23 protein-coding genes and 1 tRNA gene are annotated in these 24,074 nt (G+C 51.0%); 13 read left to right on the forward strand and 11 right to left on the reverse strand.

Annotated features, from left to right (window positions below; translation table 11 throughout):
- The 3 genes from AC56AD_RS12190 to AC56AD_RS12200 form a co-directional block, all read right to left on the reverse strand.
- The gene (locus AC56AD_RS12190; protein WP_012509077.1) at positions 1-294 is read right to left on the reverse strand and encodes a DUF167 domain-containing protein; all 294 of its coding nucleotides are present in this window, start codon (positions 292-294) and stop codon (positions 1-3) included.
- Position 295: 1 nt separating this feature from the next.
- Positions 296-583 carry an Asp-tRNA(Asn)/Glu-tRNA(Gln) amidotransferase subunit GatC gene (gene gatC, locus AC56AD_RS12195; protein ID WP_012509078.1) on the reverse strand — a complete coding sequence of 96 codons (288 nt, stop codon included), beginning with the start codon at positions 581-583 and terminating at the stop codon, positions 296-298.
- A 74-nt stretch (positions 584-657) separates the two neighbouring features.
- Complete coding sequence (locus AC56AD_RS12200; RefSeq protein ID WP_012509079.1) at positions 658-2,001, reverse strand: citrate synthase; 1,344 nt, start codon at positions 1,999-2,001, stop codon at positions 658-660.
- A gap of 150 nt (positions 2,002-2,151) precedes the next feature.
- Between AC56AD_RS12200 and AC56AD_RS12205 the strand changes: the two genes are divergently transcribed.
- Positions 2,152-2,226, forward strand: a tRNA-Asp gene (locus tag AC56AD_RS12205).
- A gap of 76 nt (positions 2,227-2,302) precedes the next feature.
- Here the strand turns inward: AC56AD_RS12205 and AC56AD_RS12210 are convergent.
- From AC56AD_RS12210 to AC56AD_RS12220, 3 genes are all read right to left on the reverse strand, one after another.
- A complete protein-coding gene (locus AC56AD_RS12210; protein ID WP_482229255.1) occupies positions 2,303-3,280 on the reverse strand; it encodes an OmpA family protein in 978 nt (325 codons plus the stop codon).
- 65 nt (positions 3,281-3,345) lie between these two features.
- Positions 3,346-4,089 carry an NYN domain-containing protein gene (locus AC56AD_RS12215; protein ID WP_012509081.1) on the reverse strand — a complete coding sequence of 248 codons (744 nt, stop codon included), beginning with the start codon at positions 4,087-4,089 and terminating at the stop codon, positions 3,346-3,348.
- Positions 4,090-4,133: 44 nt separating this feature from the next.
- Positions 4,134-4,340: a heavy-metal-associated domain-containing protein gene (locus tag AC56AD_RS12220; RefSeq protein ID WP_012509082.1), complete on the reverse strand. Its 207-nt coding sequence runs from the start codon at positions 4,338-4,340 to the stop codon at positions 4,134-4,136.
- A gap of 167 nt (positions 4,341-4,507) precedes the next feature.
- Here AC56AD_RS12220 and AC56AD_RS12225 point away from each other — a divergent pair, with 167 nt between their 5' ends.
- The 5 genes from AC56AD_RS12225 (at position 4,508) to AC56AD_RS12245 (ending at position 10,282) form a co-directional block, all read left to right on the forward strand.
- Positions 4,508-5,107, forward strand: a complete 600-nt coding sequence (locus tag AC56AD_RS12225; RefSeq protein WP_012509083.1) for a tetratricopeptide repeat protein — start codon at positions 4,508-4,510, stop codon at positions 5,105-5,107.
- A complete protein-coding gene (locus AC56AD_RS12230; RefSeq protein WP_012509084.1) occupies positions 5,104-6,510 on the forward strand; it encodes an isochorismate synthase in 1,407 nt (468 codons plus the stop codon). Before AC56AD_RS12225 ends, AC56AD_RS12230 begins: the two co-directional genes overlap by 4 nt.
- The gene (menD, locus tag AC56AD_RS12235) at positions 6,507-8,288 is read left to right on the forward strand and encodes a 2-succinyl-5-enolpyruvyl-6-hydroxy-3-cyclohexene-1-carboxylic-acid synthase (protein ID WP_012509085.1); all 1,782 of its coding nucleotides are present in this window, start codon (positions 6,507-6,509) and stop codon (positions 8,286-8,288) included. Before AC56AD_RS12230 ends, menD begins: the two co-directional genes overlap by 4 nt.
- A 186-nt stretch (positions 8,289-8,474) precedes the next feature.
- Positions 8,475-9,197, forward strand: coding sequence for a DUF6345 domain-containing protein (locus AC56AD_RS12240; RefSeq protein WP_012509086.1), 723 nt, complete (start codon positions 8,475-8,477; stop codon positions 9,195-9,197).
- A 17-nt stretch (positions 9,198-9,214) separates the two neighbouring features.
- Positions 9,215-10,282 (forward strand): hypothetical protein, encoded by a 1,068-nt coding sequence (locus AC56AD_RS12245; RefSeq protein WP_012509087.1) that lies wholly within the window; start codon positions 9,215-9,217, stop codon positions 10,280-10,282.
- 193 nt (positions 10,283-10,475) lie between these two features.
- Here AC56AD_RS12245 and AC56AD_RS12250 read toward each other — a convergent pair whose 3' ends face one another.
- Positions 10,476-11,033, reverse strand: coding sequence for a transposase (locus tag AC56AD_RS12250; protein WP_041526881.1), 558 nt, complete (start codon positions 11,031-11,033; stop codon positions 10,476-10,478).
- A gap of 390 nt (positions 11,034-11,423) precedes the next feature.
- Positions 11,424-14,579 carry an SUMF1/EgtB/PvdO family nonheme iron enzyme gene (locus AC56AD_RS12255; protein WP_049759937.1) on the reverse strand — a complete coding sequence of 1,052 codons (3,156 nt, stop codon included), beginning with the start codon at positions 14,577-14,579 and terminating at the stop codon, positions 11,424-11,426.
- A 230-nt stretch (positions 14,580-14,809) separates the two neighbouring features.
- On the opposite strand from AC56AD_RS12255, the gene AC56AD_RS12260 reads away from it, so the two are divergent.
- Complete coding sequence (locus tag AC56AD_RS12260) at positions 14,810-15,070, forward strand: DUF4160 domain-containing protein (protein WP_012509090.1); 261 nt, start codon at positions 14,810-14,812, stop codon at positions 15,068-15,070.
- A gap of 19 nt (positions 15,071-15,089) precedes the next feature.
- Complete coding sequence (locus AC56AD_RS12265; RefSeq protein ID WP_223293915.1) at positions 15,090-15,413, forward strand: DUF2442 domain-containing protein; 324 nt, start codon at positions 15,090-15,092, stop codon at positions 15,411-15,413.
- Positions 15,414-15,428: 15 nt separating this feature from the next.
- Here AC56AD_RS12265 and AC56AD_RS12270 read toward each other — a convergent pair whose 3' ends face one another.
- Positions 15,429-18,164, reverse strand: a complete 2,736-nt coding sequence (locus AC56AD_RS12270; RefSeq protein ID WP_012509092.1) for a KGGVGR-motif variant AAA ATPase — start codon at positions 18,162-18,164, stop codon at positions 15,429-15,431.
- Positions 18,161-18,817, reverse strand: a complete 657-nt coding sequence (locus tag AC56AD_RS12275; protein ID WP_012509093.1) for a helix-turn-helix domain-containing protein — start codon at positions 18,815-18,817, stop codon at positions 18,161-18,163. The genes AC56AD_RS12270 and AC56AD_RS12275 overlap by 4 nt, the downstream gene beginning before the upstream one ends.
- Before the next feature lie 203 nt (positions 18,818-19,020).
- Between AC56AD_RS12275 and AC56AD_RS12280 the strand changes: the two genes are divergently transcribed.
- The 5 genes from AC56AD_RS12280 (at position 19,021) to menE (ending at position 23,555) form a co-directional block, all read left to right on the forward strand.
- The gene (locus tag AC56AD_RS12280; protein WP_273278341.1) at positions 19,021-19,155 is read left to right on the forward strand and encodes a hypothetical protein; all 135 of its coding nucleotides are present in this window, start codon (positions 19,021-19,023) and stop codon (positions 19,153-19,155) included.
- Positions 19,156-19,398: 243 nt separating this feature from the next.
- On the forward strand, positions 19,399-20,232 hold the full coding sequence (menH, locus tag AC56AD_RS12285; protein ID WP_012509094.1) for a 2-succinyl-6-hydroxy-2,4-cyclohexadiene-1-carboxylate synthase: 834 nt from the start codon (positions 19,399-19,401) through the stop codon (positions 20,230-20,232).
- Position 20,233: 1 nt separating this feature from the next.
- The gene (gene menB, locus AC56AD_RS12290; RefSeq protein WP_012509095.1) at positions 20,234-21,055 is read left to right on the forward strand and encodes a 1,4-dihydroxy-2-naphthoyl-CoA synthase; all 822 of its coding nucleotides are present in this window, start codon (positions 20,234-20,236) and stop codon (positions 21,053-21,055) included.
- Positions 21,052-22,125, forward strand: a complete 1,074-nt coding sequence (gene menC / locus AC56AD_RS12295) for an o-succinylbenzoate synthase (protein WP_012509096.1) — start codon at positions 21,052-21,054, stop codon at positions 22,123-22,125. The genes menB and menC overlap by 4 nt, the downstream gene beginning before the upstream one ends.
- Positions 22,113-23,555, forward strand: coding sequence for an o-succinylbenzoate--CoA ligase (gene menE, locus AC56AD_RS12300; RefSeq protein ID WP_012509097.1), 1,443 nt, complete (start codon positions 22,113-22,115; stop codon positions 23,553-23,555). Before menC ends, menE begins: the two co-directional genes overlap by 13 nt.
- Here menE and AC56AD_RS12305 read toward each other — a convergent pair.
- Positions 23,523-24,068 carry a hypothetical protein gene (locus AC56AD_RS12305; RefSeq protein WP_012509098.1) on the reverse strand — a complete coding sequence of 182 codons (546 nt, stop codon included), beginning with the start codon at positions 24,066-24,068 and terminating at the stop codon, positions 23,523-23,525. The genes menE and AC56AD_RS12305 overlap by 33 nt on opposite strands.
- Positions 24,069-24,074: the final 6 nt, after the last annotated feature.

Genomic DNA, 24,074 nt, shown 5'->3' on the forward strand with positions numbered 1-24,074 from the left:
TCAACCAAAGGGTTCAAGAACGAGGGCTGCAGCTTTGGAACTGATCCCTTCAACCATCACTGTTTTTGTCCGCGAACTCTGGCCTGAGAGGATATGAACCCGCGATGGAGGAATGCGAAAGAGCTTTGAAAAGAGTTCACAACACTCCCTGTTGGCTGCGTCATCGACTGGCGCAGCCTTCAGGTTCACCTTTAAACCACCGTTATAGAGGCCACAAACCCTGCTTTTGGACGATCGGGGCTGTGCCTTGACAACAAAGACTGCACTGCCATTTTTTTCGCGAAGCTCTATCACCCTATCCGATCACTTTCGGCACCTTGAAAAAGCGATCCTGCCGGTCAGGAGCATTCAGCAATACGGCTGTTGAGGAGAGCGGCTGATGCTCAACATCCTCGCGCAGCACATTGACCGCATCATGAATAGTGCTCAGAGGCAGAACACCTTCGGTATCAACTTCATTGAGCTTTTCAACATAGTGCAGGATATTGTTGAGCTCGCTGGTCATCGTCAGCATCTCATCATCGCTGAACTTCAGCTTGGCCAACTCGGCGATATAGGTAACATCTTTGGTGGTAACCGACATAACAAACTACGTAAAATTAGAAAAACACCTTTTTCAACTGCATTTCTGCAAAAAAGCAGGTTTTACAGCTTGACCTACAACCTGCAGAGTACCGCTTTCTGCTCATCAAAATGGTTTTTTGGACGCAGGTCAATCGGAACAAAATTCCTTTCTGCTTCGCCAAGATAGATCTGCCGGGGTCTTGCAATTTTCTGCTCCGAATCCTTGACATGCTCAGTCCACTGTGCAAGCCATCCGGGAATCCTGCCGATAGCAAAAAGGACCGGAAACATATCCAGCGGAAATCCCATCGCCTGATAAATCAAACCGGAATAAAAGTCAACATTGGGATAGAGCTTCCGATTAATAAAATACTCGTCTTCAAGTGCAATACGCTCAAGTTCAAGAGCAATATCAAGCAGCGGACTGCGCCCGGTCTCTTCAAAAACCTGAAAGGCAATATCCTTGATAATTTTTGCCCTTGGGTCATAATTTTTATAAACCCTGTGACCAAATCCCATCAAACGACCTTCACCCTCCTTGACCGATTTTATGAAGTCAGGAATTTTGTCAATTGAGCCGATTTTGAGCAACATGTGAATAACAGCCTCGTTGGCCCCGCCGTGCAGCGGACCATAAAGCGCCGCACAGCCAGCGGCTATTGCGGTATAAGGATCGACGCCAGAACTGCCAACCGCACGAACCGCATTGGTTGAACAGTTCTGCTCATGGTCTGCATGAAGAATAAACAGAACATCGAGAGCATGTTCAAGAATCGGATTCGGCTCGTAATGATGTTCGGTCATTTTGAACATCATGGAGAGGAAATTGGCCGTATAGCTCAGCTCATTGTCAGGAAGAACGTAGGGAAAGCCCAGACTGTGACGGAAACTCATGGCCGCGAGAGTAGGTATTTTGCCAATAAGGCGGCGTACCTGAAGTTTGCGCGACTCTTCACTGTTGATATCCTTCGCGTCACTGTAAAAGGTCGAAAGTGCGCCGACCGTACCAACCAGAATACCCATCGGATGTGCATCATAACGGAATCCATCCATAAACTTGATAATATTGGAATGGGTCATGGTATGATTCCGAATATTGTAGGTCCATTCTGCCAGCCTCTCCTTGTCCGGCAACTCTCCCTTGATCAAAAGATATCCGGTTTCCAGAAAAGAACTCTTCTCTGCAAGCTGCTCAATGGGATAACCGCGATAACGCAAAATCCCCTTGTCACCATCAATGTAGGTGATGCGGCTTTTGCAGGATGCTGTATTTAAAAAACCCGGATCATAGCCCAACACCCCGAAATCTTCATCTGATATCTTGATCTGACGAAGATCCATCGTATTCAGACAACCGTTTTCAAGCGGAAGCTCATAAGCTTTTCCCGTCCGGTTATCCGTAACGGTGAGCGAATTTCTGGAATCGATAACGGCCATAATGGTCACAGTCTTGATGGTTGAATGCCTTTAAGAAAAAAAGGATTACGGGAATGCCCCCCACTTTTCTGTCGTTTAATATAAACAGAAATAAATGAAAATAGTTTTTGGATATTACAGGGAGTCTGCCTACATTTACAACTTCTTAATGGAGCTGTAGCTCAGTTTGGTTAGAGCGCCTGCCTGTCACGCAGGAGGTCGCGGGTTCGAACCCCGTCAGCTCCGCAAAAGAATAAAAAAGGCACTGCAATGCGGTGCCTTTTTTATTTTCCCCCTCCCGGATTTCTTGCCATTCAAAACACTATCTCGGCACCAGTTCAACACGGCGATTTTTAGCCCTTCCTGCCTCCGTGCTATTCGACGCAACAGGAGCAAGATAGGCCGCCCCATTTGCCGTAAGGCGAAGCGCTGAAATACCAAAATCCTTGACAAGAGAGGCGGCAACGGCTTCAGCCCTGCGCTTGGAGAGCACGGTATTAGCCTCATACCCGCCAACATTATCGGTATGCCCCACAACATGCAGTCTCAATGTCGGCTGTTTGTTCAGAAGTATCGCAATTTCCTTCAGCGCAGGACGAGACTCAGGTTTGATATCCCATTTATTGGGGTCAAAATAGATGCCATAGAGAGCAACCTTGCCAACAGCGCTCAATGACTGCGACATTTCAGCAGCAGTGACCGTCACCATTTTCTGCACCATGGGCTGAGTTTCAATAATATCGACAGCAAGGTAGGCGCCGCGTTTTGCCTTATACACCGCATCACTCTTCCCCCACTCCACAGCAGTCAAATGAACATAGACATCTCCTTCCGGACGCTTCTTTTTAGCGCTGGCGACACAGATACCCGCCTTTTCGGCCGCAAAAAAGATATAGTTGCTGCGATTGGTCTGAATATCCATAGAGCCAAAGGGGGCAAGATAATTGGTCCAGCGAACGGCTGCAGGATCTTTCTTTGAGTCGTAGAGGATAACAAACCCTCTTGCTGTCAGCTCATTGAGGTAGTTCCTGAAAACTTCAAGAGAGCCGGTATCACCAGCCGCTTCATACCAGATCCGCGTCAAACGCCCTTCCGGTTTCAGGGGCAGGGTAACATACTCCCGTTTTTTACTCTCAAAGCTATAACGGCTGAAGGTTGAGGTCTGCAGCTCATACTCATCAAAACGCTTTGCCTGGTACCCCACAATTTCCGAGCCAGCAAAGCGGCGCAACAAGGGATGATCTTTGGAACCGGCAAGATCAGCGGCGACAGCATCTTTGCACGACAGAAAAGCTATCATGAATAAAAAAAACAAAATGAGCCTGGGTGATTTCATGGGGAATACTCCTGTGGGTTAGTGGTGAATCAAACTTTTTTGCGCTTGTCGCGCACATAAATAGCTTTCGATTGCCCATCGCCAGCAATGCGTTCCTCAATATCGAAAAGTTTTGTCGCGGCCAGCAACTCTCCAAGCCTGATATAGCCATAATTACGCGGATCGAACTCGGGTGACTGTTTTGCAATATTACTTCCGGTCGTTGCAAGATGCGCCCAGCCGCTTTCGTCCGAAGAAGCCTCAACGGCATTCCTCAGCAAGCGAACCAGACGGGCATCCCGCTTGAGTTCCGTCATCGTTTTCTTTGCGATCGACTCATTTTCATTGATTTTTGCCCGCAACACCTCGATATAGATGAATTTGTCACAGGCAGAAACAAATGCCGACGGAGTCTTTTTCTCTCCAAACCCGTAAACAAACAGCCCCGACTCCCTTATGCGTGAAGCAAGTTTTGTAAAATCACTGTCGCTTGAGACAATGCAGAAACCGTGAAACCTTCCCGTATACAAAAGATCCATGGCATCAATGATCATGGCGCTATCGGTAGCATTTTTGCCTTTGGTATAGCCGAACTGCTGAATGGGCTGAATGGAATACTCCAGCAGCACCTCCTTCCAGCTTCTCAAAGCCGTCGATGTCCAATCGCCATATATTCTTTTGACGCTCGACGTTCCATACTTCGCGACCTCAGCCAAAAGACCTTCGATAATGGTCGCCTGTGTATTATCGGCATCAATCAACACCGCGAGCCGCTCCGTTTTTTCTATTGCCATGGCACCTTCCGCTCTTTTGTTCTTTCCAAAAAAGGCAAACAGCCTCAGCTTTTCACCGTGAAACCCTGCCCCTCAATCACCGCAGTCACCAAGGCAAGGCTCACCACTTCCGGTTCATATTCCACAACAACAGAGCCCTTGAGGAATGAAACTTCCGCAGCACTGATCCCTTCTACCTCTTCAAGCGCCTCTTTGACAAGCAGCTCACAACCGCCGCAATGCATACCGCTGACCTGCAGTTCGTTTTTCATGGATATTTACCTGATAAAATCATTTACATTATCATCTCCGGATGCGCAGCCACTTTCAGCGCAACAACTCACCAAGGAAGAAGTTACGTACACTACCGGCAATTTTAAAATATTTCCGTCAAATGAGGATTGGAAGATCATTCCTTGAGTGGTTATATTGAGATACTATGAAACATGCACAAACACATTCAAAAGCAGGCATATCATGCCTTTTTGTGATCATTCTCCTGGCAGGAATGACCATACTCACTTCATGCAACCGCACCCAGAACGAGATCGACAACCTGCAGCAGCAGGTCTGGAAAAACCCGGATAATGCCACCGACTATCTGCGTCTCGGCAACGCCTATGCACGCTCCAAACGCTACAGCGAAGCCACCGATACCTACAAGAGGGCGCTTGCCATCAATCCCGGACTTGACGAAGCCCTGCACGCACTTGGCGCCGTAGCCTTCAACCAGAAAAAATATGCTGACGCTCTGGGATATTTTCAGAAGCACCTCGATCGCTCACCAAAAGACTCGCTGAGACTCTACGATCTCGGCAACGTCACCATGCAATTGGGACAGTTCGAAAAGGCAGCTACCCTTTACAGTCAAGCCATAGAGAACAGTGATGCATTTACCGATGCCCACTACAACCTTGCCGTCTGCTATCTGCGCACAGGACGCAGAGCCGAAGCCGAGGCGATTTATGAATGGCTTCTTGTGAAAAACAACTATCTTGCCCTCTCTCTGCAGAAACATCTCAAAAAAGAGGCCCGGTGATTATCCCTTCAGAGGAACCTTTATCCATAGAAAAGGCCGTTTCAAGCCTTGCGTCGGCATTAGCCCTGTATGGTGACAAGCATGTTGAGCCCGATCAACGGGAGCAACACCTGCTTGTAACATTCCGTCAGCCACTGCAACCGACTGAACCTGATGAATGGCTCAGCTCTCAGAGCGTTTATCCCAGACTCTTCTGGATGAACCGGGAAAGAGATTTTTCCGTAGCCGGTATCGGAATTGCCGACTCCATTGCCTGTGAAGGAGCAGGAAATAATGGAGACAATTTCCGGCAATTCGCCCTTTCTGTCAAAGACAAAAATCCCGATGCCCGTTATTTCGGCGGCTTCCGTTTCAACAACGAGGAAAAACAGGATCCCATCTGGCAACCCTTCTCCTCCTTCTCCTTTGTCCTTCCGCTTCTCCAGTTAACCTTTGAAAACGGCGCCTTCGCCCTCTCATGCCACCTCTGGGTTGAAATCGGCGATGACATCCATAAAAAAATCAGCGCCCTAACCGACCTGCTCGACCGTGTTGTAACCGACACAAACAGCACAGTCATGAAACTTCCGGAGCTGCTGCACCTCAGCTATAATCCGGATGAAAAAGAGTGGATGGAAGAGTGCCGGAAAGCGCTGCTGACCTTTGAGTCCGGCGAGATGGAAAAGATCATGCTGGCACGGCAGACCACGCTCGAATTCACAAGCATCTTTTCACCGCTCCTTTTTCTGCTGCACTACCCCTACAAGCAGAACACCATCTTCCGGTTCTACTTTGAACCCGCCCCAAACCACGCCTTTTTCAGCTTTACCCCTGAACGGCTCTACCGCCGGGACGGCAATATGCTGCTCACGGAGGCTCTGGCTGGCACCTGTTCAAAAGAGTCCATCAACGGCGATGACCACCTCGCCTCTGAAGTACTTCTGAACTCGGAAAAAGATATCCGTGAACATAACTTTGTCAGGGAGATGATCTATCAGGAGCTGCAAAAGATATGCAGCAATATTGATATGGAAAAAGAGGTCAACGTCCTGCAACTGAATCGTCTTGCACACCTCTACACCCGCTGTACCGCCCAACTGAAACCCGAATTCGAGTACGACAGCGCCATCCTGCAACTGCTCCACCCCACTCCCGCTGTAGGCGGAGTGCCCAAGGCTCCGGCCATGCAGCATATCATGGAGCTGGAACCCTTCAGCCGTGGCTGGTACGCCGCTCCAATTGGCTGGGTAAGCCGGGACGCAGCAGAATTTTGTGTCGGAATCCGTTCAGCCCTTGTCCATGGCCGTTTTGCCTACCTCTACTCCGGGGCCGGCTTGGTAAAAGGATCAAATCCCTTTGCTGAATGGGAAGAGGTTGACCAGAAAATCGGGGACATTCTGGCCATATCCCGGCAAGAGGCATGAACAACCGCCAGATAAACTCACTCTGGAGCAGCATCATCATTGAAGAGCTGATCCGTCAGGGCGCTGATTTTTTCTGCATCTCGCCAGGCTCACGCTCAACGCCCCTCACCGTTGCCATTGCAAGAAACCCGAAAGCGCGATGGAAAATGTTTGCCGATGAACGCTCAGCCGCCTTTTTTGCCCTCGGTTACGGACGGGCAACTGCCAGGCCAGCCGTACTCATCTGCACCTCCGGCACCGCTGTCGCAAACTACTTCCCTGCCATTGTTGAGGCATCGATGGACTTTCAGCCGATTCTCGTGCTTTCCGCCGACCGCCCCTTCGAGCTGCTCGAATGCGGAGCAAACCAGACCATCCGCCAGGAAAACATCTTCGGAAGTTATACCCGCTGGCATATGCAACTGCCTGTGCCATCGAAGGAGATTCCCCTCAAGGCACTGCTCTCCACCATTGCCCATGCCGTAGTAAAAACCATTGGATCGCCCGCTGGGCCCGTCCATCTCAACCAGCCCTTCCGGGAACCGCTTGAACCGGAAATACCTGACCTGAAAGATGCATGGGCAGCGCCCCTGCAAGAGTGGCTGGAAAACGGAAAACCATCAGGAAAATCGGCGCTTCCTGAAAAAGAGCCTGATGCCGAAACGTTGTCCTTGCTGCGCGAAGCCCTCGCAGTGGCAAAAGAGCCCCTGATCATTGCCGGAAACATGCAGAAACCCGAAGAGGCTGAAGCAGTTGAACAGCTTGCCCTTGAACTGCAGATACCACTTTACACCGACTTCTCATCGGGGCTGCGACTGAAAAGCACCACCCGTCCCTGGCAACTGGCCTTTGCATCGCCACACTTCACCCGCCACTTCAAGCCCGATCTGGTACTCCATTTTGGAGGCCATATCATCGCAAAACAGCCGGCAGCAGCCATCAGAGAGTGGAAGCCAAAGCACTACATTGTCGTAAAAAACCACGCCAACCGCCTCTCGCCCGACCATAATGTAACCCTCAGCATCGAAGCCTCCATTGCCTCGACCGCAGCCAAACTCAAGGGATGCCGCACACTTTCATCCGGCATAATAAACGCCGCAACCGAAGAGTTCTTCAGGCGGGCTGAAGAAGAGATTGACGCCGAATGCATAGGCAACAAACCGGTCACCGAAATTTCAGCCGCACGACTCGTTTCGCGTCTCATTACCGCCCAACAACGGCTCTTCCTCTCGAACAGCATGCCCGTCAGGGATATGGACAACTTCGCCTGCAGCAGCCACCCTCACGCCATCCGAAGCGCCATCAACCGGGGAGCAAGCGGCATAGACGGCATCATCTCCACCGCAGCAGGCTTTGCTGAGGGAGATGGCAAAAGCACAACACTGATCATCGGCGATATCGCCTTCCTGCACGACCTCAACGCCCTCTCGCTGCTCGGCGCCATGACCGTACCCCTGCAGATCATCGTCCTGAACAACAACGGCGGCGGCATCTTCTCCTTCCTTCCTATTGCAGAGTACCGTGACCTTATGGAAACCCATTTTGCCACACCACAAAACTACAGCATCCGTTCAGCCGCCGAAACCTTCGGGCTCGACTACGCCTGCCCGCAAACCAACCAGGAATTTACCCGCTGCTACCTCGAAGCAACCGGCAGCCCCCGGAGCATCATCATAGAGCTGCGCAGTAACCGGGCAGAAAATCTTCACCACCACCGCGCCCTGCAGGCGAGAATCGAAACCCTGACCAACCACCTCTATCAAGGTTTTATTGAAAAGATTTCTGAACAGCCGAATTAAATAGCGTTATAACAGTAACCCAACTGTACAAACCGCATCCAAGGCAAGGATTCAGGATAAACGCGTGCAAATACCCGTGTATATTTTTGTAATTTTCCTGTTCACACTCCAAAGAAAGTGATCTACATCAGTATTTGTTTTTCCATCAGAAACTCTTGACGCACACCAGAAACAGGGAGATTTATTATGGACAAAAAACATCTTGTTGCTCGCAGAAAAAAGCTCTTTTTCTGTCTGCTTCTCCTGCTCTTCACCTCTTCGCCTCTCCGGACAGCATCTGCGGTTGATCACTGGGAGGGTGGATATGTCGGCAGTAAAACCGAAGGCGATGCCACAACTCCGGTATGGAACTTTATCAATAATTTCAGCTATGATCAGTATTACTGGGCTGAACCCTTTCAATTTACATCCTCCAACAATGAACGGGTCGACAAAATGGACTTTTCCTACTTTGTCGGTCACGGCAGCCCATGGCAAATCAAATGCCAGTCAACCTGGGTTGACCTGACAACTGCGGGCTCAACAACGCATAAGGGGTGGGGTGATTACAATGCGGAATTTGTTACCCTGCACGCCTGCAATGTTGTCGCAAGCCCTCTGGAAGTTGCCGACTGGTATTCTGCCTGGACCGGCGGTACCGGTGTCTTCGACGGCGTTCACCAGGTCTGCGGTTTCCGTACCACAGCATCGATGTCCTGTGATCAGGATATTTCAGCCTATTTCGGCAGCCGCATAAAATCAGGGGCAGCCGTCTGGCAGGCATGGTTTGATGCCATCTCGCTTTACGGCGACGGAAGTGAACGAGGTGCGGCAGTAATGTATCCTCCCTGTGAGGGTGATTCGTATGCAACCTTCAGCGCTGATCCACCCGCGACTCATACCTGGCTTAAAATCTGGTATCAATACTAATTGAGAGGAGACTAATCATGAAAAAAATGACATCCATTGTTGCCCTCATAACGATGACTCTTGCTCTGGGAACGAACGTTTCTGCCGAAGAACTCACACGGAAAAACCCTCTCCCCGATCAAAGCTTCCTGCATCTGGCAGCGAGGAGTAATAACTATATCGGCAACAAAGAGCTGATAACCTATCAGGCAGTTCCCGTCAAAATGCTCAATCAGAGCGATGCGCAAGAACTATTGGGACGAATCATGAAGAGTTCGCGTGAAAACAACAGCTCTTTTGAAAACGTTCAGCAACTGACTGGTCGCTTTATCTTTACCTCCGCAAACGATCCTTCTGCGGTCTTTGACATCGATCAACAGAACGGCAGCTTTCTGCTGAACTTCGGTCTCGGAAAATATGCAGCCGAAGAGTCAACAAGCAACCTCCCTTCAGTGCAGGCGGCTCCGGAACTGGCCAGAAAATACCTTTCAGAAACAGGCAATATGCCAAAAAAGAGCAAAGAGATGCTCGTGGCACATGTTGGCGGTCTCGACATGAGTGTTTCGAAAGAGGGGAAAAGTACCGGCGCCTACAAAAAGCTGGTTACGGTGCAATTCAGCCGCAAGTTGAATGGTCTGCCTGTCCAGGGGCCTGGCTCGCGAATAGTGATGCATCTGGGTGAAAATGGCAACCTGACCGGTATGATCCGTAACTGGCCTGAAGTGGAAGCACGAAAAATTCAACCAGCCGAACTGAAAAGCAATGAGCTCATCCGGAAGGATATCCAGAATCAGCTCTGCATGTTGACCGGACATTCGGAAAAAAACACCGCTCAAAAATCAACCCTCGTGCTCTTTGATGATGGCAGAGGCGTTATCGAACCAGCACTCTTCGTTACTGCCAAAGCTCTCTATCAGGGCCCGAATAATCGTGAAGTCATAGAGATCCCTGTTGATTTCTACGTCCCGCTTCTCAGAAAACCGAAAGCCTACTATCCATTCATGCAATCCCTCGACTCCAAAATCCCCGGAATCGACAAACAGCAAAAACCATCAGAAACCATTCTTTCTCCCAAAACCGGAGAAGGACAATCAGATATGCGATAACCATTATCACACAGCGTAGGGGCACGGCATGCCGTGCCCCCGTGCCGTTACCCCCCACAATGCCGTGCCCCTACACGTTTCACAATGCCACCACCATCCGGGTGCGGCATGGAAGCCAACACACCATATCCCCGCATCGTAGGGGCACGGCATGCCGTGCCCCCGTGCCGTTACCCCCCACAATGCCGTGCCCCTACGACGAATACAATTGATCGATTTCCCAATGCAGAGGATTATTGCGGATGTATTCCCTGATTCTTTGCAAGGTGGGTTCATCACGGATCAGGTGTTCCCAATAATTGCGTTGCCAGACAACACCTTTCGCGGACGTTTGAGAAAGATCGTTAATCCCTTTGGTCACCGCCGATTTGAATGAACGAATCACCGTCGGAATTGACCCGGAAACCGGCACCCCGAATTGTTCGAATGCCGTTGTCGTTGTCGCCATCGCAGGGTCACGGCATGCCGTGACCCTGCGGGTTGCATCATCATTGTCCCCAACCCGCAAAATACCGTGAACATGATTAGGCATGACAATCCATTCATCCAATTCAATATGGGAAAAATGATCCGGAATGGCCGACCAACAGGCAGCAGCAATTTCTCCCTGTACAGTGAGCCGCATCACATCATGCTCAATGGCCCCAAACAGACAAAATCGATTATGCGTACAGATGGTAATGAAATAAAACCCGGATTGGCCGTAATCGTACTGTTGCAAACGGATGCTATGCCGATGATGATCCTGCATTATGCCCCCCCATTTGTTTGATTCGCCGTTCGTTATACGGGTACGCCCGATTTGCATGACACCAACGCATTGTGTGTCCCGCATCGCGAGGGCACGGCATGCCGTGCCCTCACACGTTTCACAATACCACCACCATCCGGGTGCGGCATGACCCCAACACACCGTGTGTCCCGCATCGTGAGGGCACGGCATGCCGTGCCCCTACACGTCACCAATGCCACCGCCATCCGGGGTGCGGCATGGAACCCGACACACCGTATGTCCCGCGCATCGTAGGGGCACGGCATGCCGTGCCCCTACAATCAAAAAAAAATTCCATTCTCACCATGTGAGCCTGCCTTTTTGCGGGGGCTCTTTTTTCAGAGATTCAGAGATCAGATTGCCAGATTTTCAGGAAGAAAAAGGACTGGAACGAATCACTCGAAAACCAAGGCTGACGTACCAGCTCCACGGATCGTTGATGAGCCGGGAGGAGCAGCGCAGAGCATCAGCATTACTGCTATAATACGACGAACCACGCTGAGCTAGCCACTCATTTTCTTTATCATACCAGTTGCCCATCCACTCCCAGACGTTGCCAGCCATATCATACAGCCCTTCCGGGGTAGCTCCTTCAGGATAGTTGCCAACCGGTGTCGTTGTGCCTATGTTTTTATTATAGTTCGCAAGTGTTGAGTTGGGCTTTCCCTTCGCTTCAGACCACGGATAAGAACGTACTTTCTGCCCAGTTGTTCCTTGCTTTCCACCCGCTGCCCACTCCCACGCCATTTCATCAGGAAGACGGTAACATGTCTTATCACCTTCAAGCAAGGAAAGCCAGAGGCAATAAGCTCTGGCAGCATACCAGGTAACCCCAACCACCGGCTGATCCTCTCCATCGTATTTGCGATCTTCATCATACTTTGAACGAAAGAGTGCCGCAAGATCACTTTTACCGTTATTGTAATAGCCGCCAAAATCCGTTCCCCACCTGTTATCATTTGCGATAGCATCCAGTTCAGTGGTGAATGCTGAATACAAAACCGGCATCTCTTTTGCCTGCAACCATGCAATGAAGATGCGGTAAAGCTTGTTGGTTACCGGATACTTGGCGAAGTAAGTATCTGACACATCCACGATTTCGTCTGTAACTGAATACCGGTAGTTTCCGCCCGGTATCAGGATGTACTCCGCATTCTGTTCATTGGGATTTCGGAACGATGCCGGTTTTCCGCTGATGCTCTTTTCAGCTTTTGAAGTTAGCGATTGACCTCCAAGTGCCAGAATCACCTCCTCAGTCCGATTGATAACGTCCCGGTTCTCTCCGGCAAGTTTTTTCTCCCGGAACTGCTGCAACGCATCAAGCGCTACCGGTTTATTGATAGCTTTGAGGCAGTCAAGAATCACCCGCTGCCGACCGCCTGTTGTAGTCGGTTCAAGCAGCTTGTTGCACAATGCGTCAATTTTTTTTCCTTTAGCCTCTTCAATGATTGTTTGCAATAACAACTGCTGCTTTGGTGTCATCTCGTCACTCCATGGCGAATCAAACAGCTTTTGCATGAAGGCATCAAAAACTTTGGCATCAACTGATGCTATAAAAAAGCGGAGTGGTTCCTCCCACCAGTCATCACCAAAATTCGCAACAAGTGTGTTCAGATACTCATAGGGACGATCTTCCTTGAGCTGAACTCCTGCGAGATATTCACGGAATGATTTATGACGGAAGAGGTACTCCTTGCCGCCAGTCTCGACCAACAAACCTGCACGATTGACCAGATAGTCGCAAAAAACTTTTGCGGTTGGAGGAGTATCCAGCGTGTCAAGCCACTCCTTCATTTCACTGTGCATTTCTGTTTTTGCCGCTTCATCTTTTTTGAGCGTATCCTGCATCCAGAATGAAACCGGCCCAAGCACCTGCCGGGCATGAGTTGCCGAGAGCAGCGGTTTAATATCCCGGCGTTTGTCGCGGAATTCAAGCAGATAGTTGAGCGCTGCATCGTAGAGTTCAACACGGCTTTCCGGCATGTACTCCCTCTCCTTCCACAAAATAGCCATGATCTGCAGAATCATGGGTATGGCGGCCAGTTGGCGCAGCCCCTTGTTCTTCTCGACCTTGAGATGCGCAACAATGGTGGTGGTGCGTTTTTCGGCCTCCTTTTTTTGTTTCTCCTGCCACAACTCCTCGTGAACTCCTTTTTCACAAGGCTCTTTCAGAAATGCAGCCGTGAACCAGTTTCGTAAAAACCGCTCCTGCTGCTCCGGGGTAAAGTCCTGTACATCGGCACGTTCATAATCTGAGGCAAGCTCAATACCCTCATCTTTGCGGTACCCTGTCGCCCGTGATGTCACCACAAACCAGGCCTTGCTGAAGCCGCTGAAGGCGTTGTCAATCCACCGGCACACCTCTTTTCGCTCTTCGATGTTGCTGATTTCATCAAGACCGTCAAGCAACACCAGCGAGCTGCCGTGGTTCAGCCAGTCATTGAAAACCTTTGCATCAATGGATTGGTGATGCTTTTCTGACCAGGCAGCAAGGGTTGCTGGCAGATTTTCAGTGCAACGACCCTCCTTGTCGCGGACAAGATCACGCAAGGGCAGGTAGAATACATTGAGTGGAGCGCTGAATCCAAGCTTCGCGAAATCCTCAAGCGCACAAAGGGCATAATACTTGAGAAGCGTTGTTTTGCCAGCACCAGGGTCACCGATAACGAGCAGCATCCGGCGACCTCTCCGGTCGTGGAAGGCCTGCTTCATGATCTCGTCAGGATAGAGAATATGTTCACCTCCCTGCAACTCGCTCTCTTTTGAAAAAAGCCCACCTCTTGCATAACTGTCGGAGAGTCGCAAGGGCACAAAGGTGTCGTTGTTCAGGTTGACCTTGATGCTCTCAACACCCGGAAGCCCAAGCATACGAATGTAACCCAACTCCTCTTTAAGGATAGTCTGGTAACACTCTGCGCACTCTTCATGTTTTTTGTCAACGGATTGAGAAGTTTCCTTGCCTGCTTCAGGTGCCGATGGGGTTGCATGAAAAGCAAGGCGCAGATCGGAGAGCGCTTTGGCCGCCTTTTCCCTGAACTCCTCAAGGCTGTTGAACTCGGCATAAACACGATGCACTTTCGAATCCGGCCCCATATTCTTTGCCCTCTCACGGAAGGCGTTCAGCTTCTTGCGATTCAAGGCTTTGAGTTCAAACTCGGACTCAATGACTTTGTGCTCATTCCCCATGAGGAACAACAGAATGGGCCGACCGAGACGTACCGCTTCGTTGAATTCCAGTTCAGTGATTGAAACACTACGAGGATTACGAGTGGGACATTTTGGCATCTGGCCAAGCTTCTTTGCGATGATTCCAATATAGACGGCACTATCCCGAACCATCTGTAGCGAAGAGTCGATCACATCCACGCCAGACTTGGCTGAATCATGCTCCATCACCACAGCTTTAAACCCCGCGCCATCGATAATGTTGATCAGCGCAGCACGATGCTCCTTCAGGTCGGTGAAGGTGCTCGAAACCATAACTCCCTTATAATCAAGCGGCATAGTGGATGTTTCGTTTGGCATCAAATTTGGGAAAGGTTGTTAACTGCTTGCACCTGTCAATCAAAACGAAATCAGTCCCGTTCACTTCTCACGCAGCAATACCGGCTGTTCCACAGCAACAAATATTCCGGTCTAATAAATTACTCTCGCATGTTGCAGATAATAGCTATCTTACCCTTACATAGCTGGCTCCTGTAGTCATACACTCCATCCATGATTCAATATGTGATTTTAAAGATTACATTGAAAGTGTGCCTGAAATCTCCCGATTTTTTGGAATCATCATAAGAATGTTTCATCAGGAGCACAATCCTCCTCATTTTCATGCGGAATTTCAGGGTAAGAAAGCTGTTTTTGATTTTCAGGGGAACATTTTGCGTGGTGATCTCGGTTCAAAAACCGCAGTAAAACTGGTAAGAGAGTGGGTTGACCTCAGAGTTGCTGAACTTGAAACAGACTGGCGTTTGGCAATGACAGGTCAGGAAATCAAGAAGATTGAACCTTTAGACTGATTTTTTGCCGATGTGGAACATGAACGACATTGTGCGTATCACCTGTAAAGAGGGGTATATTTACCATATCATCTTTGATAACGGCATAAATGGCGACGTTGATTTTTCCGAATACCTCTCAACTGGCCCTGTTTTTGAGCCGTTGAAGGAGATAACCTTTTTCCGGAAAGCATCAATTGAGGGAGGTACCATATCATGGCCAAATGGTGCCGACATTGCGCCTGAAACGCTCTACGATAAAATCATACAAGCTCAAAGCAATATCAATCCTGGGCGATTTCTTCCGCAGCCTTCGTATCATTTTCGAGAAGAAATACAAGATCCTCTTTCGCTTCAGGGATAAAACGGGTGGCGAATTTCACGACCTCTTCTTTTTTTCTGCGAGAAGCATCTTCTGAAGATGCTCAACAACCGCCTGAGCATCACTATACTCTCCGGTGCTGCGGGCACGCTCACGCGATGCAAGCCCTCGGACAATGAACTCCGATGTGTCTGCAAGAATGGTACGAATAGCTTCGGTCAGTTTATCGGAGCTCTGTTGCGCTGACTCAGTCAAGTCAAGCAGAAATGCGGTGGCTTCTGGATTGATGCGGCCATAGGTCAGAACTTCTGCAAAATGACCCTCCTGAAGAGCGCGAAAGAGTGCACGGGCAAAGAAGAATTCAAGGAAACTGCGATGCGAAAAACGATAATAACCATCCGCGCTGCGCACAAGGAACGAGGCGGTACGCAGTTCAAGGTCAACCCGCTCACTATCGAGGCTGCGGGCAAGTCCCCCTTCATGATGCAGCAGCACGGCGAGGTCGGTGTAGTGGATCTGGTTGCGTGGCCTGCTCCAAAGCTCACAGGCCATGCGCTCAAGCAGGTCACGCATATGCTCGACGTTTACCTCCCCCTGGCTCAGCCGAATGGTGTTCAGCCAGCGGGTGGTGTAGGTCAGGTAGAGTGACCCGGTGGTTACTTTTTCGCCCTGTTTTATCAAATCGGGAAGAGAGGCGACAATCATGTCGAGCAACTGGGGTGTTGAAGCGATATCCTGGAGGCCATATCTCTCTTCGATAAACCGCCGTGCCTGATCACCCTCAACAATGCCGAGGCGCTTTTGGAGGTACTCTGCAATCTGCTCCTTTGTGAAAACGGGCAACATATCGAGCGTAGCGTCGAAAGCTCGTGCAGCTTTACCCAGAGCTGAATCCGCTTCGAAGAGCTTGTCGCCACCCTGCACGGCTTGCCTGGCGCTGCTGTTGTCGCGGAAGAAGTGGCTGCGAGAGGTGATGAGCACCCGGTTGGCACGTGGGTTACGACCGGAACTTGCTGTCGGACGCACCAGTTGGCGGAACTGCTCTTCGACACTGCGCCCAGCCTGGGCAACGCCCATTTCATCGAAACTGTCGAGCAGGAGCACTACCCGGCCCGCTTCGAGCAGGTGCAGCACAATCTCCGGATTGAGCACGGTGCGCAGTTCGGCTTCGAGATGTTCACGGATAAGGCTTTCGAGCGAAATTGCATTTGGAAACTGGCGCAGGTTGATTTCGACCGGAATCGGACTTTCGGAATTATTTTCGCAGTTGCGGGCAAGTTCGTAGGCAAACCGCTCAACCAATGTGCTTTTACCGGTACCGTAATCGCCGAGCACAAGCCACAATCGACTTCCCGCTCCCGAAACCCATTCAAGAGCGTGAGGTAACATCAATACCGTTTTTTCGTCGGGCTGCTTTTCAAGAATCAGATATTGATCGACATAGTTACTGGCAAGAGCGCTTGCTTCGTAGCGCTGACGGATGCGGGCAAGGTAAGGTGAAAAATCGAAGAGGCTGCGTTCCAGTTCATCAAAAGTAAGCGCCTGAATGCCCTGTTCTCGCGCAAAACTACGGGCCGCCGGGCTGAAGTCGCGTGCGGCAACCACCATGCCACGAGCCTGCATCTGGCTGGCAGTCGGGCCATCGAGCCAGGTTTTGAAGATCTGTACGGTCTCTTTCGGGATGACGCTTTGATGATCTTTGCATTCCACAAGGTAGAGTTCTTCACGCCCGAAATCGGCACGCTTGCGAGCGACAAGATCAACCCGGTTGCTGTCGATCAACTGTTCCCGTTCAACGCTATAACCAAGCAGACGCAAAAGGTGAGCAACACGCTCTTCAAAGCTCTTGCCTTGCTCATGACGATCTTTGTTACGGCGGACGACCAGATCGGGACGGGCATCGTCGCTGCGGCGGGCCGACTCGCTCTCGGCGATAACCTGTTGGCGTACCTTGTCAATTCGGCGTTCCAGATCGTTATAGGCTTTGGCTACCGGAGTTTCCGGGCGTGTTGCTGCGTAAAGTTCTTCGGTGAAAAGCAGACGGGAATCAAAAGGGATGGTGTCCAGCTCAGAGAGTGTCAGACCAAAGGACTCTTTCCAAATCTCTTGGCCTTGGGCACGCAAATCTGAAATATCCGGAATCGGCGATGCAACCAGCAAGCGGGTAAGGCGCGGCAGCGTACCCCGTGCAGCAATACGCCCCTCGCTTGCCGAATGAAGGGCTTGCCAGACATGGGCGAGGCCCCTGGTATTCTGCCTGCCGTAGTTGCCAACAAGAACGGTGGCATGTGGCAGCAGGGCGGCAAGCAGACCACCGATGTCGGTGATACCGGTTCGAGAGTCAAGTAACACTGTTTCAAATCCAGCCTTGCCGAAAGCATCAAGGATACCGCGAAAGAGTGCGAGGCCGATGTCGAGGTCACGAACCAGAAAATCATCCCAGCGGATGCTCTGAAAAAGCCCGGCAAAGTCCTTGTTATCGCCATAGGCAGGCAAGATGAAGAGACGATCCTGTTCCGGCGTCTGGCAAGCGAGTTTCAGAAGTTTGCCGAAATCAGCTTTGTTCGATGCTTTTCCGGATTCCTGCCATGCAATCATCCATTCAAAAAAACCCTCTTTGACAGGTTTTGATGGCGTCAGCCCTGGAATGTTGTGCAGTCCTGGCGCTTCGATATCGAGATCCCACAACAACGTTTTGCCACGCCGAGCGCAAAGAACACCAATATTGGCGGCAAGCAGGCTGCGCCCGACGCCGCCCTTGTAACTGTAGAAGGTGACGGTGAATGGAGTCATGCGGCAATCAGTTTTCCAATTTTCACGTGCGACTGAATCGTAGCGTCTGTTGAGAGTAACCCGCGAAAACCTGTCACAGGTGCTGCCATCTTTGGTGCGCTTGCTGCATGCTTCCGCCCGATATCAGTGAGTTGCAAAAGAATATCACGACCCTGTTTCCGTTTGGTTACAAGCCCGCAAGATTCGAGATTCCCAATAAGCTGTGTGACCCGACCCGCACTGACTCCCAGTTTTTTTATAAGGTCCAGTTGAGGGAGTTCACGATTTCCTGTTTCGAGAAGCGATTGCAGAATTTCGGGAACATGGCGGCGCCTGAGCAGCACTTCAGGATCAGCGTAAGCGAGGTTAAGGCGTCTCGATTCAAGCATATCGCTCGCTTCCAGCCATCGAAACCTGTACTCTTCAGGAAGCGATGCCGATGAATTCAGACCGTCAAGAGCGCTATGGATAAGACGTTGAAGTTCAGATATACCTTCGCGATCGTTGGGTCGTGCAATTGCATCTGCTGACCAGACCGAGATCAGCAGATTTGCCATATCCAACGCTTTTTCATCCCATTTTTCAAGCTTTTTGATGGCCTCAAGGAGGTCGGAAGGCATCGCACGATCGACAAAAAGAAGCGGATCGCTTGCGTGTAGAGAGAGTATGTTCATGACGACTTCCTAAATGATTCTAAACCTTTCCGCATAGAATAATTTAACATTATTTAGAAAAGAAAAAATCCCGTTTTTATGCTAATTGAAAACAATCAACCTCAAATCCGACTCTTTCTTTGCTATGGAAATTTTTGCAGCCCAATCCAAATATCCTTTTGGCATTCCTGTAACGTCGACAGGAATACCTTGAGGATTGCTGAGTGGAACCGCACGATGGTATTTCAGCCAACCGCGAGTCGGCACAAGCGGGCAAGAGCCTGCCTGTAACTTTCAGCATTTATGAATTCAGCTACCTTTTCCATGCATGGGGTTCACCTGTTATTGAAGCTCCCTGAAAAAACCTGAAGATATTGATGCAATTTTTCGGAGATGTCACACAGCAACACAAAACATAAACCACTGCTGAGTTGTGGTTGCGAAGTCAGATTATCAATTGCAGGTTACGAAGTTTTTTCTCTGCAGGCAATTTTCTTTTTCACCTGCAAAGAGCTTTTTGCACGTCGACAGGGTTCATATATTAATCCAAAATCCTTCCTAATGACCACCGTAAACAGGTACAGCAATCTGTCAACAACATTATGAGCATAACAACCACCACCCCCAAGAGTGAGACCCCACTTGACGCGGAAAGCGTAAGGGATTCTTCCCTTCCCCGCATTCTCTTTCTGCACGGCTTTCTGGGCTCGGGCGGCGACTGGGTTCCATTTGCCCAGCAGCTTGACAAGGAGTACTGCTGCATTCTGGTTGATCTGCCCGGACACGGGGAGAGCGAAATAGAGGCAAATGGTGACCCCGACCTCTTTTTTACCGAAACGGTTGACCTTCTGGCGGAGGAGCTGAGCCGCTCGGCAACTCCCGAACCCTGCTTTCTTGTCGGTTATTCGATGGGTGGCAGAATTGCTCTTTCTCTGGCGCTGCGCTACCCGGAACTCTTTGAAAAAGTCATTATTGTCTCGGCTTCGCCCGGCCTCAGAACTGAAGCGGAGCGCCGGAGCCGCAGGGAGAGCGATGAAGGCATTGCGCGGAAAATCGAGCGGAACTTTGAGGGGTTTATCAAGGAGTGGTATGAGCAGCCGCTCTTCTCCACACTCAAAAATCACCCGATATTCCAGGAGATCGAGAGCGAAAGGATAATCAATAATCCCGGAAACCTCGCCTCGGCGCTCAGGCTGCTCGGCACGGGATGCCAGCCCTCCGTTTGGGAGGAACTGCAAAATAACAGGGTGCCAATACAATTTTTTGTGGGTGAAAAAGACCTTAAATTCGTTGAGATTAACCGCCAAATGGTTAATTTGTGCCCTGAGTCCGAACTTGAGATCTTTCCCGGCTGCGGACACACCCTGCACATCGAAAACCGGGAGCTGTTTCTTGACTGCCTGACAAGATTTTTCAACAAGCATCAACTATCCTGATATGAGCGCTGTTAACTGGATACCATCCGGCGATTTTACCGATATCCTTTACCATAAATCGGAAGGCATAGCCAAAATCACCATCAACCGTCCGGAAGTGCGCAACGCATTTCGTCCGCAGACAGTTGACGAGATGATTGCCGCCCTGTCGGACGCACGAAACGACAATTCGATTGGTGTAGTCATTCTGACCGGCCAGGGAGAGAAGGCGTTCTGCTCGGGGGGCGACCAGAAAATACGTGGTCAGGCGGGCTATGCTGATGCCAAAGGGGTCAATCGCCTGAATGTTCTCGATTTCCAGCGCGATATCCGCACCTGCCCGAAACCGGTCATCGCCATGGTTGCGGGCTATGCTATCGGTGGCGGTCATGTGCTGCACATGCTCTGCGACCTTACCATTGCCGCCGACAACGCCATTTTCGGCCAGACCGGCCCGAAAGTCGGTTCGTTTGACGGAGGATGGGGAGCAAGCTATATGGCCCGGCTTGTGGGCCAGAAGAAGGCTCGCGAAATATGGTTCCTCTGCCGCCAGTACAATGCCTCTGAGGCCGTTGCGATGGGGCTGGTGAACACGGTTGTACCGCTTGAGCGGCTCGAAGAAGAGACCGTACAGTGGTGTCGCGAAATTCTTGCCAACTCTCCGCTCGCCATACGCTGCCTCAAATCTGCCCTCAATGCCGATTGTGACGGCCAGTCCGGTTTGCAGGAACTTGCAGGAAATGCCACGATGCTCTACTACATGAGTGAAGAGGGACAGGAGGGCAGAAATGCCTTTGTCGAAAAACGGAAACCTGATTTCAGCAAATTTCCAAAGAGACCTTGAAAGCATCACATCTCGTCATCTACCGCTATGCCATCCCTTTTACGGAACCAATCACCGTAAAGGGGCATAGGCTTGTGCAACGGGAAGGAATTGCGGTTGCACTGAAAAGCGAAGAAGGGGGCCACACCGCCTGGGGGGAGATTGCGCCGCTTCCTGGCCTGCACCGTGAAACGCTGCAATCAGCCGAAGCACAACTGGTCGGGGTTCTTTCAAGACACGATTTTGCTGCACCAGGCATTTTGCCTGAAGAGCTCTTCCCTTCCGTACGGACAGGGCTGGAGATGGTCATGATCAACCTTGAGGCCCTCACATCAGGAGTGCCTCCCCTGTTGTCGCTGAATGGTCATGTCGCCGCGCAGGTTCCACTCAATGCCCTGCTCTTCGGCGATACGGAGCTGATCATGCAGCGGGCAGAAAAGTACTTCGCCCTTGGATACCGAACCTTCAAGCTCAAGGTTACAGCGGGTGATACGGCAAACGCCATCAGAAGCATCAATGCCCTGCACCGCGCCTACGGAGAGCGTATCACGTTGCGACTTGATGCCAATCAGACACTCACCCTCGATGAAGCGCTCGAGTTTGCACGACATCTCCCGCGAAACAGCATTGCCTATATCGAAGAGCCGCTGAAAGAGGCTGAACTTATCGGCGAGTTCTTCGCTAAAACAGCCATTCAGACCGCGCTCGATGAAACCCTCTGGCAAAAGCCGGATCTGCTTTTTCAAATTCCGGAGGCATCACTTGCCGCGCTGATACTGAAGCCAAACCGCCTGGGCGGCATCAGTGCCACGCGACAACTTGCCCGCTACGCCCGAAAACATAATCTGCTTGCTGTTTTCAGCTCAGCCTTCGAAAGCGGCATCAGTCTGAGCTTTTACACCTTGCTTGCGGCATCAACTGCCGTAAAACCGGCAGCATGTGGCCTCGACACCTTCCGTTACCTTGAGCATGACCTGCTTGAAGCCCCTTTTGGCGCTGAAAATGCCCTGCTTGATCCCCGAAAACTCTACCGGGAGGGGGCGAACGTCCGGGAGAGAAGCCTCAAGCGAGTTTCACTATGGACATTATAAGCCGGGCGGCAGAGCGTTTCGGCAACTCGCCGGCAGTGATCATGGCTGGCAAAACCATCTCTTTCATTGAGTACAACAGGCGGGCCCGGCAGATTGCAGAGAGCCTCTTCTCAAGAGGAGCTCGTCGGGGAGATATCGTTGCAATTGCCGCGCCAAACAGCCCGGAGATGACCCTGCTGCTGGCAGGAGTGCTGAAAGCGGGGATGATCGCCGCCCCACTGAACGAGCGCTTTCCGGAAGAGCGGCTCAGAAAAACGGTTGAAAAACTCCGTCCCCGTCTGCTGGTAACCTCTTCGCAAAAGAGCCTCACCGACGTCGCAAGCAGCGTAACGGTTACCTCACTCCTTGATGAAGCCGCAGAGAGCACAACGCCGGAAGCTGTTGAAGCGCCCGACGGGATGGATCGGCCTGTCACCATTATCCACACTTCTGCAAGCTCGGGAGAGGCAAAAGCGGTCGTACACAGTTTTGCAAACCACTGGTACAACGCTCTCGGTTCCCATGAAAATCTCCCCTTCGGGCCAGGAGATTGCTGGCTGCTTTCCTTGCCGCTCTGCCACATCGGAGGTTACTCACTCCTCTTCCGCTCGCTCATCTTCGGCGGAAGCCTTGCCATTGCTGCGCCTGGTGAAGCTCTCGACCAATCCCTGCTGAACTTCCCGCTCCTCACGCACCTCTCTCTTGTGCCAACACAGCTTTACCGCCTGCTTGCCGACCAGAAAAGCACGACCCTCCTTCGCAAACTGAAAGCCGTTCTGCTCGGCGGCAGCGCTGTGCCAAAATCGCTGATCGAAGAGGCTCTCCGCCAGAAAATTCATCTCTCTATCAGCTACGGCTCTACGGAGATGGGCTCACAAATTGCAACCAGCCCTGCCTCACTCTCCACAATCGAGCAGAACAGTTGCAAAATACTGCCTTACCGGGAGCTGCGTGTTGCACAGGATGGTGAGCTGCTGGTCAAAGGGCCCTGCCTGTTTCAGGGATACTTGCGCAATGGCATCATTCAGCCTCAAACCGATGATGAGGGGTGGTTCCATACCGCCGATATCGGCACGTTATCCGAAAAGGGTGAGGTCACTGTACTTGGCCGAAAGGACAACATGTTCATCTCCGGAGGGGAGAACATCCACCCCGAAGAGATCGAAAAAGCGCTGATGATGATTGAAGGAATCCGGGAGGCTCTTGTTGTCCCCATTCCGGACAAGGAGTATGGCCAGCGGCCAGTGGCGTTCATCAAGACGATTGCAGGGAAAAAAACCGATGAGCAGAGCATAACCGAGGCCATGCACTCGCTGATTGGAAAACTGAAAACCCCCATCCGCTATTTTCCTGCAGAGCAGTGGGTCACCCTGCCAGGCTCACAGAAAATCGACAGGGGGTGGTACAGAAAATTGGCCTCACCCCCGTCTGGCGCTCCTTTTGAGTCTTAAGACCGCATATGCTCCCCCAAGACCGGCAAGGGGAGCATAAAAAGCGCCGGAGAAGAGCATGTTCATCAGGATATCCGTAAAACTCAATGAAACCGGAGCAAGGGCAAGCTTCTCAGCCATAACCAGCGCCTTCACCTGCTCCTGAAGTTCAGGTTTACCCTTCGCCATTTCAGTCACCCAGTCAACAACAAGGGCAAGGCTCTCGGTTCCTGGCCGGTAATTGAAAAATTCCATCAGCATAAAGGTAACAGCCTCGGAGAGAACGCCTCCCGCCAGACCGGCGCCACATCCCAGAAAAAAAGCCTCACGATAACTCAACCGTACCTGAAAACGCAGAATAGTCTGATGCAGCGCAATCGTACCGGCAAGAAAAATACCGGCAAAAAGAAAGACATTCACCATCGTCAGATAGGGCACCGTCGTCGTCAGAATAATGATGGCGGCGCCAAGCAGAACGGTGTAGAGTTTTCCGTCCAACGGCAAAAGCGTACGATTCACATTTTCAACAGCCATATCACC

The organism is Pelodictyon clathratiforme (genome assembly GCF_982375515.1).